A 14,520-nucleotide genomic window follows, 5' to 3' on the forward strand; every position below is an offset into this window, starting at 1 on the left:
TTTTTTATTTCACAGCTTCGGGAAATATGTAGGGTTTAATAGTCCTAGTTTTTTGATGGATTAAAAAGTTTAACCCTCGAATCTCGAAAGCTCCCCAAAATCCAAGTAACAGCTAAAGATTTTTCCTCGTACTCACGTAAAATACTGCTATTAGCTTATTTTTGCAGTCCAATTTATATCCCATGCAAAATCCAGCCAGATATACCATTACAGCGGCACTTCCCTATACTAACGGTCCCATTCATATTGGCCATTTAGCAGGTGTTTACGTTCCCGCAGATATTTATGCTCGCTTCCTTCGCTTACAGAATAAAGACGTCGTTTATATCTGCGGAAGCGACGAACACGGTGTTGCCATCTCTATGAAAGCTCGTAAAGAAGGCATCACACCGCAGCAAGTAATCGATAAATACCACCACATCATCAAGAAATCTTTCGAAGATTTTGGTATTTCATTCGATCATTATTCACGAACATCGGCAAATATTCACCACCAAACAGCATCCGACTTTTTTAAGAAATTGTACGAGGCGGGAAAGTTCGAAGAAGAAACAACCGAACAATTGTTCGATCCTGAAGCAAACCAGTTTTTAGCAGATCGGTTCGTGATCGGAACCTGTCCGAAATGCGGAAATGAAGAAGCGTATGGCGACCAATGCGAAAAATGCGGTTCGACATTAAGTCCGACCGATTTAATAAACCCAAAATCGACGATCAGCGGTGCTACACCTGTGCTCAAGCAAACGAAACACTGGTTTTTGCCTTTGAACGAATACAGCGATTTTCTAAAGGAATGGATCTTAAAAGGACATGCCAAAGATTGGAAAACCAACGTACTCGGTCAGGTAAAATCATGGATTGACGACGGACTAAAACCAAGAGCCGTAACACGAGATCTAGATTGGGGAATAGACGTTCCGGTTGAAGGAGCGACTGGAAAAAAACTTTACGTTTGGTTTGACGCACCTATCGGTTACATTTCGGCAACCAAAGAATGGGCACAGCTGAACGGCAAAAATTGGGAACCGTATTGGAAAGATCAAGATACGAAGTTGGTTCATTTCATCGGAAAAGATAACATCGTTTTCCACTGCGTTATATTTCCAGCCATGCTCAAGGCAGAAGGAAGCTATATTTTACCCGATAACGTACCTGCAAATGAGTTTTTGAATTTAGAAGGTCAGAAGCTATCTACCTCGAAAAACTGGGCCGTTTGGTTACATGAATATTTGGAAGATTTTCCAGGAAAGCAAGACTCGTTGCGTTACGCACTTACCGCTGCAGCTCCAGAAACGAAGGATAACGACTTTACGTGGAAGGATTTTCAAGCGCGAAACAACAACGAATTGGCTGCCATTTTTGGCAATTTCATAAATCGTGTCGTGGTTTTAACCCATAAATACTACAACGGGCTGGTTCCAACGCCAAACGCATTTACAACCGAAGATCTCGCGGTCTTGGAGGAACTGAAAGCATATCCGGATGTAATCGCCAGCACAATTGAACGCTACAGGTTTCGCGAGGCCTCGCAAGAAATGATGAATGTAGCGCGATTAGGAAACAAATATCTCGCCGACCAAGAACCGTGGAAGGCCGTAAAAACAGACCCAGAGCGCGTCAAAACGCAGCTATTTGTGGCATTACAAGTGGCCAGTGCGCTTGCCGTTCTAGCTGAGCCGTTCTTGCCGCATGCTGCACAAAAATTAAATGACATGCTGCAACTCGGTCAGAAAGATTGGAATTTCCTTAAGAGCGATGTGCTTTTAGAACCCGGTCACCAAATCAATGCGGCGGCGATTTTGTTCGAGCAAATAGACGACGCACAAATCGAAAGACAAATGGAAAAATTGGATGCGAGCAAAGTTTCGGATGCCGCTGCTGCAGAAGTAGCCGAACTAAAACCCGAAACTACTTTCGAGAAATTCTCAGAAATGGACCTTAGAGTAGGGACCATCTTAGCCGCTGAAAAAATGCCAAAAGCAAAAAAACTGCTTGTCTTACAAGTAGATACAGGCTTAGATGTAAGAACAATCGTTTCTGGAATTGCAGAACACTTCGAACCTGAAGCTATAGTGGGAAAACAAGTAATGGTGTTAGCGAACTTAGCTCCAAGAGCCATTCGCGGCGTAGAAAGCCAAGGAATGCTTTTGCTTAGCTCCGATGCGGAAGGAAAATTACATTTTATGGTTCCTGAAAACGCTGTCCCTAACGGCAGTACTATTTCTTAAATATGAAAATCCCAAGCAACATTAAGGTCATAGCTTTTGATGCCGACGACACCCTGTGGGTCAATGAGCCGTATTTTCAAGAAGTGGAAACACATTTCTGCGAACTTATGGCGCCGTATTTATCGCGTCATCAGCTTTCAGCCGAACTTTTCAAAACAGAAATCGACAATTTAAAATACTACGGATACGGAATTAAAGGCTATATCTTGTCGATGATCGAAGCCGCTTTGTTGATTTCCAACAATACGATTAGCAATGAAGTCACCGCGCGTATACTTGCTCTTGGTAAAGAATTAATCGAGAAACCTATCGAAATACTCGACGGAGTGCCCGATGTTTTAAAGGCATTTTCGGGCAGATACAAACTCGTTGTCGCAACTAAAGGCGATTTATTAGACCAGCATCGGAAATTACATAAGAGCGGTCTTGGACATTATTTCCACCATATAGAGGTCATGTCTGACAAACAAGCGAGTGATTACAGAAAACTATTAAATCGTCTCGAAATTAGTGCAGATGATTTTCTAATGATCGGAAATTCACTAAAATCAGATGTACTTCCCGTAATTGAAGTTGGCGGATATGCCGTACATATTCCGTTTCATACTACCTGGGCGCACGAGAAAATCGACCATCAAGTAGTTCACGAACGTTTTACAACCTGCGAGAATATCCATGAAGTAACCGCCTTATTCAGCGATGAAACAACAAATTGATCTCGAAAATTGGAATCGTAAAGCGCACTTTCACTTTTTTAAAACCTTTGAAGAGCCATTTTTTGGCGTCACCGCTGTAGTCGACATACAGAATGCTCTTCGATTCGCGAAAGAACAAAATCAGAGTTTGTTTTGTACCTATTTGTATTGTTGTTTGAAAGCGGTTTCTGAAGTTCCGGCGCTGAACCTGCGTATCGAAGATTCCGAAGTATATCGATATCCCTATAGCCACGCATCGGCAACTATTTTGCGACCTGATGGCACGTTTGGATTTAGTTATATCCCATTTAATCCCGATTTTTTAACATTTACAGCCGCTGCAAAGCAGGAAATCGTTCGCGTACAAAACACTTCCGGTTTGTTTACACGCACATTTGACGAAGCAAATTTGATACATGTGTCAACGTTTCCAAACTTGCACTTTACGGCGCTGTCGCACGCCCGAAAATTTAGCATTTCGGATAGTTGTCCGAAGATTACGTTTGGTAAATTTGAGAGGACAGACAATGAAATTGCGATGCCCGTTGCTGTTCACGTTCATCACGCGCTTGCCGACGGCCGTGATGTAGAGCATTTTTTTGTTGCATTTCAGAAAAATCTAAATGAACTATGAAATTTCTTTTACGAGTATTTCTATTATTTACAGCCCTTTCAACTTCTGCCCAGCAAATAGATGCCTTACCAATAAATTGGAGCAAGCGCACTCAAAATGCAAAAGTTGCACTATTTGCCGATAGTGAACAAAAGAATTTATACGTTTTAGCCAATAACCAAGGTCGTTTAAAGGTGTTGCGATACAACTCCGCCCTATTTCTCAGAGATTCGGTAAGTTATCGCGTGAATGAAACTTTTCAGAAGGACATGGTGATGACTTTTGAGAACGATAGCGTTTTCATACACGCTATAAACGAAACAGAAAATCGAGTTCTGACTGTAAAAACCGATACAAATTTCGAAACGTATCGTATGGGCTCAAATAAACTATTTGATGAAGACGAAATAAGCCTTGTACGATTTCAAGATGGCGATCGAATGCATTTTTTAGTAGTAAACAAAAAAAGTAAATCTTGCTTTGTTTACACCTTACAAGGAAATAACCTAACAAAAAAACTGCTCAACACAGCTGTCTTCGACAATTTTAACGGGAAAGAACTTTTTACAGACTTCCTTCGTAAAGGAGATTTCGCTGAAATAAACGATCAGTTTACTCCTTTTATGGAAACTATTCCTGCCGACAAGTGTTTCTTCAAATCAGGAAAAGCTCGTTTTCTTCGAACTAGAAACGGCAAAGCAAGCATTCAGGAAATCGACTTCAATGAATACAGTGCTCGAGTGGAAAGCTTTGATTCGAAAATACAAGAGCCTGCAAACTACGCTGCTTTTCTAGGAAAAAAAGAACTATTTGAAACCTCGGTAAATAAAGATAGTTTAGTTTTAATTGTAACCGATCTTCAAACGAAAAAGCAAATAAAACGCTTTCAAATTGAGGCAAAAACAGAAGCGAAGAATTCCGATTTCATGCTTTATGAACAGCGAAATGAAGGAAATCCACGACCAGAATACCAAGCTAAGAGGTTTTTAAGAAGACTTTCGCAATCGCAATTAGGAATTAGTGTTTACGAATCCTTACACGGAAAGTTAATTACTATAGGTGGTGTCGACTCGTCTATATCCGCCGGAGGAATTATACTTTCCGCTGCAGCCGCAGTAACAGAATTCGACACGGGTGCCGACTTCTACGAAAACAGTATACTGTTCATTTCCGAATTAGCAACCGATGTCTTTTTGCAACCAAAAAAATATAAACGCTGCATTCCTGCCATCGACGAAATACTTCAATTCAATACAGAAAACAAGGTAGAAATAAGCGCAATCGCCAAATTTCGAAATATATACATTCAAGCAGCTTTTATCCCCGCAGATCAAACGTTGAATGTGTCTAAATTTCAAGATCGCGACTAAGCAAACGCGTATTCTTGCTAACTTTACTAAAAAAAATATTATGTTATCAAAATCGGTTGAACAGGCACTCAATAACCAAATTCGTATCGAAGCAGAAAGCTCGCAGATTTACTTGTCGATGGCATGTTGGGCAGAAATTCAAGGTTTAGAAGGTGTTGCACGCTTTATGTATACGCAATCTGATGAAGAGCGTGTACACATGTTGAAACTCATCAAGTTTGTAAACGAACGCGGTGGGCACGCACACATCACCGAACTCAATGCCCCAAAAACCACCTTTAATACATTTCAGCAACTTTTTAGCGAATTATATAAACACGAACTTTTCGTGTCGCAATCTATTAACGAGCTGGTGCACATCACGCTAAGCGAAAAAGATTACGCAACACATAACTTTTTACAATGGTACGTTGCCGAACAAATTGAAGAAGAAGCACAAGCAAAAACCATACTCGATAAAATCAACTTAATCGGCGATGATAAAGGCGGCTTGTACTTGTTTGATCGCGACATCCAACAAATTACCGTAACAAGCCAAATTCTGCCTGGCGCAAATTAATTCTTTGCTTAAATTTATTTAGAATGTATTAAAATAAGTTTTATTTTTGCTCAAATGTTTGCAGATGAGCAAGAAGGAAGCGGAAAAGAAAACCGACAAAAAGAAGAAGCAAAAAGAATTGGTCAAGAAATTGAAAATTGCCTCGAATTGCAAAGCTTCTTGTTGCGAGAAATACAAAAAAGGTAAAGACAAGCGTTGCAAACGATGTCCGATGTTCGATTTATTGAAGAAAATCGCATAAATCTGTCCTTCGAGGCAGATTTTTTTTTGGGGGTTCCGGCGGCTAAATTCGTCACGCTTCGCAAACGCAATATCCGTACGGCCGCCGTCAGGCTGTTCGCTCCCCCCGATATCTATCGAGGTTGTGGCATAAGCGCCACCACAAAAAAGGCTTTCTCCTGCCATCCTTAACGCGAAAAATCGTTACCGGCCTAAGTGCTAGGCGAAACGACAATTTTCAAAACCTAAAAATTCGCCACGAACGTTTTGAAATCTACAGAACTTAAAACAAAAAACCCCAACAAGACAGCATTGGCTCATTGGGGTTTCTCAAATCGGAGTTGTTCTTAGCAAAATTGCGTATACGCGTCTTGCAAGTTCTCGGCAATCATCTCTGCCGGTCTGCCTTCAATATGATGACGTTCTAACATGTGAACCAACTCTCCGTCTTTAAACAAAGCGATGCTCGGCGACGAAGGTGGGAACGGAAACATGTGCTGGCGTGCCGCATCTACTGCCTCACGATCAACACCAGCGAAAACAGTAACCAACTGGTCGGGCTTTTTAGCAGCACCAAGGCTGTGCTTTGCGCCCGGACGTGCATTACGAGCCGCGCAACCACAAACCGAATTAACTACTACCAAAGTAGTTCCCGGAGCAGCAAGAGCGCTATTTACTTCATCTGCGGTATATAATTCGCGAAAACCAGCGTCGGCCAGCTCTTTTCGCATAGGTAAAACCATTTCTTCAGGATACATAGTACTTGTTTTTAGACTGCAAATTTACCGCTAAACAAGCGGATTAAAAACTCTACAATCATAAACTTTTCTTATGGTTACAGCGGTCTTGGCGATAGTCCGACCATTCGGCGCAACAAAGCGGCAACAAAGGGCAGCTTCGGACATGCCCAAAAAATGCGCAATTCTTCCGTAAAACGCGTTTCTTCATCCAAAAATTTCAAAATCAGAGCCGCAGGCAACTTTTTAAAAAGCGATGCAAACACCGCGCTTCCCAATTCGTTATTGCGGTAAAGAACATCCACAAAAAGCAAATCATAAAACCAAAATCGGTTAAAATAGCGGAGCTTTCGAAAATCGAAGTTACTGTGCAAGTTCCCTACAAGCGATTTCGCCTTCTTTCGAGACGAGCTAAAAGTAAATCCAGTACTCGCTTTGGTCCAACCACCCGCCGATCCAATGTAGGCCACGTGTTTTGAATTTTTATTCCAAAACGGATAACAACTCATCGGAATGGCTCCTTGCTCCGTTTCGTAAACCTCGTAATCAAAAATACGTCGCTGATTCAAATACGCTTTTATCGCATCGGTGTAAACATGATCAGCAACAATTTCCGGAGAGAAGTACGTAAATTCAAAAAGTGCTTCGGTGTTCGAAAAAGGCAAGACGTACATAAAACGTGTATTTCCGTCTTGCGGTAAATCGAAATCCATAAACGTGAGCGCGTTCGGATCGATTAACGGGTCTTTCGTTCGAATCTTCCAACCAATAAAATGCTGCCAGAGCATCGGGTATTTGGTTTGGTGCGCTGTTTCCTCATTGTGAAAAACCGAAACAAACAACTTTTTGCAATTGTAAACTGAGGTTTCCGTTCGCACAACTACCCCATATGCCGACTCGTTATGGTTTTCGTATCGTTCGAGTTTATAAGTTACTATTCCCGATTTCTCGAACTTCTGCTTGAGCGAAGTGTAAAAAGCTGCCGACTCAACCGTTTTGTATTTATACGGATGCAGCGCTACGGTAGTTTTAAAATCTGCGGCAGCGAAAATGGCATGATCCCAATACTGAGCCGCAATTTTGTCAAACTTGCCTTTTCCACTTTCCCAGAAACTCCAGGTCCGATCGTTCGAATTTTTGGAAACGGCTTCCAGTATTAAGATTCGTTGCTGATCAAACCGTTTAGACTTGAGCATTTCGTCGACGGTGAGTAAAGTCGATAAACCGCCGCCGATAAAGATATAATCGTAATAACTAACTGTTTCCATCAATCGAGAATATAGCGCATACCGACAAAAAACCGACGGCCTTGATTTTGAGCATAAATGTAAGAAGGATCGAACGAAAGCGCGTACGGATTATCGGGTGTTGGCAAAATATTTCCTTGCGGATCGGTTTGTACGTTCGTATCGAACGGATCATTGGCACGAGCAATTAAAAAAGGCGTGTGTTTATCCGGTCGGAAATCGAACATGTTTTTTACGCCGCCAATCACGGTAAAGTGCTTCGCGAAGGTAAACGCCAATTGAATGTTCTGTAGCGAGTAAACCGGCGAATATTCAGGCCGCGGATCGAGTGGGCCAAGTAACGGCAAACGCATCGGGCCAACAAGCGTTGCTGTGTAGTCTAGGTTTAGTTTTGATGTCACCGGAAAACTAACCGTTGCTACGCCCGACCACGATTCGGTAAGCACAGGCGTTCGAGTGACACCGTCTTGCCGATTCTTAACATCCATAAAAGTAGCTCCAAGATTCACGCGTGTTTTATTCGGAAATATCGCATCGAAAGTCAGATTAACACCAGCTGTTCGCGAAAAGCCGTTTAAGTTTTTGTAAATAACCTGATTGGGATTGGTGTCGTAATCGGCAATGATCGCGTTAGTGAAATAGGTGTACCAGGTGTTGGCTTCTGCGGAAAGCAAATGTCCGGAACTGAGGTAAAATTTCTTGCTGTAATTGAGCGTCGCATTCCACGACGATTCTGGTTTTAAATCTTCCAAAATAAGTACTTCCCGAGCACCCGTTAATGCTGCGTGATCTTCTGAAAACAAATTGACTACACGAAAACCTTTTCCTGCATTCAAACGCACAATCTGATTTGCAGGCAGTTCAAATTTGTACGCAACTCGCGGTGTGAAGATCAAACCGTGAGCGCTGTTGTAATCGGTTCTCGCGCCAAGCAAAAGCGAATTCTTATCGTCGAACTGAATTAAATCTTGCACAAAAACCGACGGAATGTGCATAATGTCGGCAGTTGGGGTAACTGTAGTGTTGTCGTTGTATCGCTGATAACGATAGGCAGCTCCAAATAGCAAGGAATGCTTTTTTACAACAAATTCTTTGGTAAGTTGTGTAAACGCAATTTGCTGATCGGCGAGGTAAAAAACCGAACCATAAACCGAATTCTGATGGTGTGATGTGTACGAAAATCGGAGGTCGCTACCTTTTAGAAAATCCGATTTATACCCGCCAAAAAGTTCAAGACGCGACGTGTAAATCGACTCTCCATAAATCACATCGCCTCCGCGAAACGATTCATTCCAACGCATATCACCACCCCACCGATCTTCATACAAATACCTGCCGGCAAACTCCAGCTTACTGCGATCGGAAAAAGAAAACTGTGCTTTAGAAAACAAACTAATGCGCTGCTGTAAACTCAAATCGGTAAAATTGTCGTTGTTCTTATCCACGGGCTCGTTGTAGTAAAATGCGTTTGTGCCAAATAATACAGAACCTTTTTTTCCAGCCCTAATCCGATATCCTAAATCTAAATTGTGTTCGCCGTAAGTTGTCGAGAAATTATCAAAACTAAACCGCGGCGAATTTTGCGGATCTTTCGTAATTACGTTAATTAAACCTCCCATCGATTCACTACCGTATAAGGCTGCTGCCGGACCGCGAACTACTTCAATACGATCAATCATTGCAGCGGGAATGCCCATCAGTCCATACACCGTTCCCAGCGCACTAACAATGGGCATACCGTCGATGAGAATTTGTGTATACGGGCCCGGTAATCCGTTAATTCTGATATCGCCCGTATTGCAAACTGCACAGTTAACTTGCGGTCGAATGCCGTTTACTTGTTGCAAACCTTCAAATAAATTGGCATTCGGACTCTGTTTCAAAAAAGCGCCTCGATAAACCTCAACCGGAACCGGACTCTTCATTCTGCTTACGGGCGACAAAGTTCCGGTAACCACAACTTCATTCAAATTCTCCCCTTGAGCCGAAGTTAGTCGCACTTCATTGAAAATGGTTGGATCTAAAAAAATCGTTTCTCGCAAAGACTTGTACGTAAATTGAAATGCCGTTGCTGAAGAACTGAAATCAAAATTACCGTTCGCGTCGGACATTGCAACAAATACCGAATCGACATAAATTTCAACTCCACCTTGCAAAACCGAATCCATATAAACCACGCCACGGTACTGTTGCCCGAAAACAACTGCGGATACCAACAAAAACAGCAACGCGATTTTATTCTTCATAAAAATATTTTTAGACAAATCTAAAAATAGATTTCCATTTGTCAAATTATTTATATATTTGTTTAGAATAGTGAAGTTTATGTCGAAATCTTTAGAGGAAGTTCACGAGTCGGTTCAAACCCGAACCACCGGAAATTTTTACCGGCGTATTTTAGCTTTTTTCGGTCCGGCGTATCTGATTAGTGTTGGATATATGGATCCAGGTAATTGGGCCACCGACATTGCTGGGGGCAGCCAATTTGGGTACTCGCTGCTGTGGGTTTTACTGATGAGCAACATCATGGCTTTATTGTTACAAAGTTTAAGCGCTCGTTTGGGCATTGTAACCCGACGCGATTTAGCCCAAGCTTCTCGCGAAACCTATTCGAAACCTGTAAACTACGTTTTGTATTTTCTCGCCGAAGTAGCTATTGCAGCCTGCGATTTAGCAGAAGTTTTAGGCATGGCTATCGGCTTAAATTTGCTATTTGGTATACCTTTATTCGAAGGCGTGATTATTACTGTTCTCGACACGTTTTTGCTGCTTTTCCTGATACATAAAGGAATCCGAAAAATGGAAGCTTTTATTATTGCTTTGGTGGGAATCATTGGCTTATCGTTTTTATTCGAGATGATTTTTGCTGCACCCGACGTTAGTCAAGTAATTCGCGGATTGATTCCAGGAATTCCGAACGAAACTGCCTTGTATATTGCTATCGGAATCATCGGTGCAACGGTTATGCCTCATAATTTATACCTACACTCGTCTTTGGTGCAAACTCGAAAATTCGATCGCAGTTCAGAAGGCATCAAACGTGCGTTGAAATACAACTTTATCGATTCGGCGATTGCGCTCAATCTCGCATTTTTTGTAAACGCGGCAATTCTAATCTTAGCAGCAACCACCTTCTACAAAAATGGTTATTTCGAAGTAGCTGAAATTCAAGATGCTTATCGCTTTCTCGAACCGTTGCTAGGCACCGAATGGGCTCCCATACTTTTTGCCGTTGCTTTAATTGCCGCCGGACAAAGTTCAACGATAACTGGAACGCTCGCGGGGCAAATCATTATGGAAGGATATCTCAACTTACGTATTCAGCCCTGGGTGCGAAGAATCATCACCAGACTTATTGCCATCGTTCCAGCGCTTATTGTTATCAGTGTTTTTGGCGAAGAAGTTACGGGAAAAATGCTCATATTCAGCCAAGTAGTTTTGAGTTTACAGCTCGGATTCGCCATAATTCCGCTCATCCATTTCGTGAGCGATCGCACCAAGATGCAAGAATTTGTGATTTCAAAACCTACGCGAATAGCCGCTTGGGTTATCGCCATCATCATTGTTTCGCTAAACGTAAAACTAGTTTTCGAAGAAATATCTCTTTGGATTCAAGGTGCAACCGACCCGACATGGCTCTACCTTACCGTGGTACCGCTTGCAGCCGGATTTCTATTATTGCTGCTGTACATCGCCATTCGACCGTTGGTGTATCGAAGTCCGCGAACCACAAACAAACACCTTCCCCACTTACAGGATTTGACGTTTGAATCGGCTGCTATTGCGGCACGAAACAAAGTGGCTATTGCTGTCGATTTCAGTAAATCCGATGAAGCTGCAATTAATCATGCCTTAAAAATAGCCGGAACTAACGCCCATTTCACCTTAATTCACGTTGTTGAAACCGTGGGTGCGTTGATGTACGGCTCGGAAACTGCCGATCATGAATCGGCTGCCGACAAAAAACTACTCGACGACTACAAAAAATTACTCGCACAGAAAGACATTACCGTCGATGTGCTTTTAGGTTACGGAAAACCTCATCTGGCGCTATCGGAACTTGTAGCCAAGCACGAATTCGACTTACTTGTTATGGGAACGCACGGACATGCGGGCTTTAAAGATTTACTTTTCGGAACCACAATAGACAAGCTCCGACATCGTTTAAAAATTCCGTTGTTTATTGTAAACGCTTAATGTATGACGCTCTCCGAAGAAAACTATTTGAAAGTCATCTATCACCTCAGTGCCGATTTACAGGTGATTTCCACAAATGCAATCGCCGACAAAATGCAAACCAAAGCATCGTCGGCAACCGATATGATTAAAAAACTGTCGGAAAAAGGACTTGTGGCTTACAAAAAATATCAGGGCGTAACTTTAAGCGAAACCGGCATTCATGCTGCACGAATGATTGTAAGAAAACACCGTTTATGGGAAGTTTTCTTAGTCGATAAATTAGCGTTTGCTTGGGATGAAGTACACGAAATTGCCGAACAACTCGAACACATCCAATCCGAAGAACTCATCAATAAACTCGACGATTTTCTCGGAAATCCGGTTGTCGATCCACACGGCGATGCCATACCCGATCGAACCGGAAAAATGACGCTTACCAAACAACGCGTCTTGGCAGATCTACCCGAAGGCGACGGCGGACATTTAGTAGGCGTAAAAGATTCCTCCGCGGCATTCCTTCAATACCTCGACAAACAACAACTCACACTCGGAAGTCGCATTCAAGTTCTCGAAAAAGAAGCCTTCGACGAATCGATGGTGCTCGACGTAAACGGAAGTCAGAAATCCGTTTCTCAAAAAATCGCCCGACAACTACTGCTCGACTAATTAAAGATTCGCAAGCTAAATTTCTTAAAATTCTATCAAACTTTCTGAAATTGAGGCATTCAATTGTACCTTTATGCGCTAAAAAGAACAATTCTATGCGAAAACTTTACCTTCTTTTACTTGTATTTGCAACAACAATTCAAGCACAAACCGTGAGCGTACAGCAGTTCGCAACGGGCTTAAACTCGATTGTTGATATTGCCAACTGCGGCGATGACCGTTTGTTCGTGGTGCAACAAAATGGAATCATCCGTGTATTAAACAGCAACGGAACAGCCATTTCGGGAAACTTCCTAAATATCGCTTCACTAATTTCCACTGGTGGAGAACGTGGTTTGCTAGGAATTGCTTTCCATCCAAATTATGCAACTAACGGCTACTTCTTCCTCAACTACACCAACACTTCGGGCGATACCGTTATTGCGCGGTACACCGTAAATCCGAATAACCCAAACCAAGCATTATCAAACTCTGCCGAGATCGTACTCACTATCGACCAACCATTTAGCAATCACAACGGCGGTACCTTAAAATTCGGTCCAGACGGTATGTTGTACATTGGCATGGGCGATGGCGGTAGCGGCGGCGATCCGAGTAATTACGCCCAAAACATCAACTCGCTGCTCGGTAAAATGCTGCGCATAAATGTCGACACACTTCCCTACACCATTCCGTCCGACAATCCGTTTGTGGGTGTTGCAGGCAGCGACGAAATTTATGCTACAGGTTTGCGAAACCCTTGGAAATTTTGCTTTGATTACGAAACCGGTAACTTATGGATTGCCGACGTTGGGCAGCAAAACATCGAAGAAATCAATAAAGAGTTGTACTCAGTTGCCGGTCTCAATTACGGCTGGCGTTGCTACGAAGGAAACAGTGCATACAACACCAGTGGCTGCGTTGCGCAAAGTGCACTCACCTTTCCCGAGGCTGTTTATCCGTCAACAAACAACACCAACGAATGCTCAATTACGGGCGGCTACGTGTATCGCGGTACGCAGTATCCGAGTTTTGTAGGTTTGTATTTTTTCACCGACTATTGTTCGGGGCGCATTGGTACCATCGACGCAAACGGAACGCTTACTTGGCGAACAACAGGCAACGAAAACTACTACACTACTTTTGGCGAAGACCTTAATAAAAACCTCTACGTTGCAGGCGGCGGAACCATTTTTAGAGTAATCGACAGCGCTTTGAGCATCGAAGAAAATAAAGCTATCGATGTTAAAATACTTCCAAATCCGACATCCGATTTTCTGCAAATCGATGCCAACGACCAAGCTTTTCCAGCACAGTTAAAAGTATTCGACTTGAATGGAAAACTCCTGTTCGAAGGTAGTTATCAAAAAAATCAGTTGGTTTCCGTATCGAGCTGGTCGGCAGGTTATTATGTGGCACAGCTTACTTTAGCTAGCGGCCAAGAATCGACCGTGAAGTTTAGCAAGAAGTAAAAACATACTGCTTATTATTTGGGCGCGCCGGCGAAACAATTCGTCGCTGCGCCCAATTTATTTACCGCCGTCACGTGTTCCGCTGTATCTTTTGGGCTAAACTTTAGTGGAAATTCGTAACGCCCAAAAGGATGCCACTCCACCCGTTCGCGCGGGAAAGCTAGGCAAGTTAAAAGATTTCGAGATTGAAAGATTTAAAGATTTAAAGATTGGGAGATTGGCCTTCGACAAGCTCAGGCTCCGACGATACGCGGGTTCGGTTGGGCAAAACGATACGTATAGTAGCGAACGTAACGAAGTCTTAATACTCAAATCTTAATACAAAATCTCCATTAGTCTTCGACACGCTCAGGCTCCTACGATACGTGGGTTCGGTTGGGCAAAACGACACGTTAAATGGTGAATTCATCGAAGTCTTAATACTTAAATCTTAATACTAAATAACGTGAGTTCGATATAACTACAATGGTAAATACAGTTGTTTTGTGTCAACGAAGTTCATCTTTAGGGAAGGTTTTTTGTCGTTGAAATTATAGGCAATCAATGCAGCGAATAA

At 42.5% G+C, this 14,520-nt stretch carries 12 protein-coding genes; 9 read left to right on the forward strand and 3 right to left on the reverse strand.

Annotation, left to right across the window (positions count from 1 at the left end):
- Positions 1 to 182: 182 nt before the first annotated feature.
- The 6 genes from metG (at position 183) to Q0064_RS10685 (ending at position 5,706) form a co-directional block, all read left to right on the forward strand.
- On the forward strand, positions 183 to 2,228 hold the full coding sequence (metG, locus tag Q0064_RS10660) for a methionine--tRNA ligase (RefSeq protein ID WP_298148208.1): 2,046 nt from the start codon (positions 183 to 185) through the stop codon (positions 2,226 to 2,228).
- A gap of 2 nt (positions 2,229 to 2,230) precedes the next feature.
- Positions 2,231 to 2,944, forward strand: a complete 714-nt coding sequence (locus Q0064_RS10665; protein ID WP_298148210.1) for an HAD family hydrolase — start codon at positions 2,231 to 2,233, stop codon at positions 2,942 to 2,944.
- Positions 2,928 to 3,557, forward strand: a complete 630-nt coding sequence (locus Q0064_RS10670) for a CatA-like O-acetyltransferase (protein ID WP_298148212.1) — start codon at positions 2,928 to 2,930, stop codon at positions 3,555 to 3,557. Before Q0064_RS10665 ends, Q0064_RS10670 begins: the two co-directional genes overlap by 17 nt.
- Positions 3,554 to 4,906: a hypothetical protein gene (locus tag Q0064_RS10675; RefSeq protein ID WP_298148214.1), complete on the forward strand. Its 1,353-nt coding sequence runs from the start codon at positions 3,554 to 3,556 to the stop codon at positions 4,904 to 4,906. The genes Q0064_RS10670 and Q0064_RS10675 overlap by 4 nt, the downstream gene beginning before the upstream one ends.
- A 40-nt stretch (positions 4,907 to 4,946) precedes the next feature.
- Positions 4,947 to 5,465 (forward strand): ferritin, encoded by a 519-nt coding sequence (locus tag Q0064_RS10680; protein WP_298148215.1) that lies wholly within the window; start codon positions 4,947 to 4,949, stop codon positions 5,463 to 5,465.
- Between the two features lie 64 nt (positions 5,466 to 5,529).
- Entirely contained in the window at positions 5,530 to 5,706 is a 177-nt protein-coding gene (locus Q0064_RS10685; RefSeq protein WP_298148217.1) for a hypothetical protein, read from the forward strand.
- Between the two features lie 325 nt (positions 5,707 to 6,031).
- Here the strand turns inward: Q0064_RS10685 and Q0064_RS10690 are convergent, their stop codons facing one another.
- The 3 genes from Q0064_RS10690 to Q0064_RS10700 form a co-directional block, all read right to left on the reverse strand.
- Positions 6,032 to 6,442, reverse strand: coding sequence for a BrxA/BrxB family bacilliredoxin (locus Q0064_RS10690; RefSeq protein WP_298148219.1), 411 nt, complete (start codon positions 6,440 to 6,442; stop codon positions 6,032 to 6,034).
- Between the two features lie 77 nt (positions 6,443 to 6,519).
- Positions 6,520 to 7,689, reverse strand: coding sequence for a lycopene cyclase family protein (locus Q0064_RS10695; protein ID WP_298148221.1), 1,170 nt, complete (start codon positions 7,687 to 7,689; stop codon positions 6,520 to 6,522).
- Positions 7,689 to 9,914 (reverse strand): TonB-dependent receptor plug domain-containing protein, encoded by a 2,226-nt coding sequence (locus Q0064_RS10700; protein WP_298148223.1) that lies wholly within the window; start codon positions 9,912 to 9,914, stop codon positions 7,689 to 7,691. Before Q0064_RS10700 ends, Q0064_RS10695 begins: the two co-directional genes overlap by 1 nt.
- 79 nt (positions 9,915 to 9,993) lie before the next feature.
- On the opposite strand from Q0064_RS10700, the gene Q0064_RS10705 reads away from it, so the two are divergent.
- The 3 genes from Q0064_RS10705 (at position 9,994) to Q0064_RS10715 (ending at position 13,964) form a co-directional block, all read left to right on the forward strand.
- On the forward strand, positions 9,994 to 11,865 hold the full coding sequence (locus tag Q0064_RS10705) for an Nramp family divalent metal transporter (protein ID WP_298148225.1): 1,872 nt from the start codon (positions 9,994 to 9,996) through the stop codon (positions 11,863 to 11,865).
- Positions 11,866 to 11,868: 3 nt separating this feature from the next.
- Positions 11,869 to 12,513: a metal-dependent transcriptional regulator gene (locus Q0064_RS10710; RefSeq protein ID WP_298148227.1), complete on the forward strand. Its 645-nt coding sequence runs from the start codon at positions 11,869 to 11,871 to the stop codon at positions 12,511 to 12,513.
- A gap of 95 nt (positions 12,514 to 12,608) precedes the next feature.
- Complete coding sequence (locus Q0064_RS10715) at positions 12,609 to 13,964, forward strand: PQQ-dependent sugar dehydrogenase (protein WP_298148228.1); 1,356 nt, start codon at positions 12,609 to 12,611, stop codon at positions 13,962 to 13,964.
- Positions 13,965 to 14,520: the final 556 nt, after the last annotated feature.

The sequence above is a fragment of the Flavobacterium sp. genome (assembly GCF_027490375.1).
Lineage (GTDB): Bacteria > Bacteroidota > Bacteroidia > Flavobacteriales > Flavobacteriaceae > Flavobacterium.

Bases quoted from the DNA above. Each gene is read 5' to 3' on its own strand.
- Q0064_RS10695 (WP_298148221.1), bottom strand. From the start codon at position 7,689: ATGGAAACAGTTAGTTATTACGATTATATCTTTATCGGCGGCGGTTTA.
- Q0064_RS10700 (WP_298148223.1), bottom strand. From the start codon at position 9,914: ATGAAGAATAAAATCGCGTTGCTGTTTTTGTTGGTATCCGCAGTTGTT.
- Q0064_RS10715 (WP_298148228.1), top strand. From the start codon at position 12,609: ATGCGAAAACTTTACCTTCTTTTACTTGTATTTGCAACAACAATTCAA.
- Q0064_RS10690 (WP_298148219.1), bottom strand. From the start codon at position 6,442: ATGTATCCTGAAGAAATGGTTTTACCTATGCGAAAAGAGCTGGCCGAC.
- Q0064_RS10665 (WP_298148210.1), top strand. From the start codon at position 2,231: ATGAAAATCCCAAGCAACATTAAGGTCATAGCTTTTGATGCCGACGAC.
- Q0064_RS10685 (WP_298148217.1), top strand. From the start codon at position 5,530: ATGAGCAAGAAGGAAGCGGAAAAGAAAACCGACAAAAAGAAGAAGCAA.
- Q0064_RS10710 (WP_298148227.1), top strand. From the start codon at position 11,869: ATGACGCTCTCCGAAGAAAACTATTTGAAAGTCATCTATCACCTCAGT.
- metG (WP_298148208.1), top strand. From the start codon at position 183: ATGCAAAATCCAGCCAGATATACCATTACAGCGGCACTTCCCTATACT.
- Q0064_RS10675 (WP_298148214.1), top strand. From the start codon at position 3,554: ATGAAATTTCTTTTACGAGTATTTCTATTATTTACAGCCCTTTCAACT.
- Q0064_RS10670 (WP_298148212.1), top strand. From the start codon at position 2,928: ATGAAACAACAAATTGATCTCGAAAATTGGAATCGTAAAGCGCACTTT.
- Q0064_RS10705 (WP_298148225.1), top strand. From the start codon at position 9,994: ATGTCGAAATCTTTAGAGGAAGTTCACGAGTCGGTTCAAACCCGAACC.
- Q0064_RS10680 (WP_298148215.1), top strand. From the start codon at position 4,947: ATGTTATCAAAATCGGTTGAACAGGCACTCAATAACCAAATTCGTATC.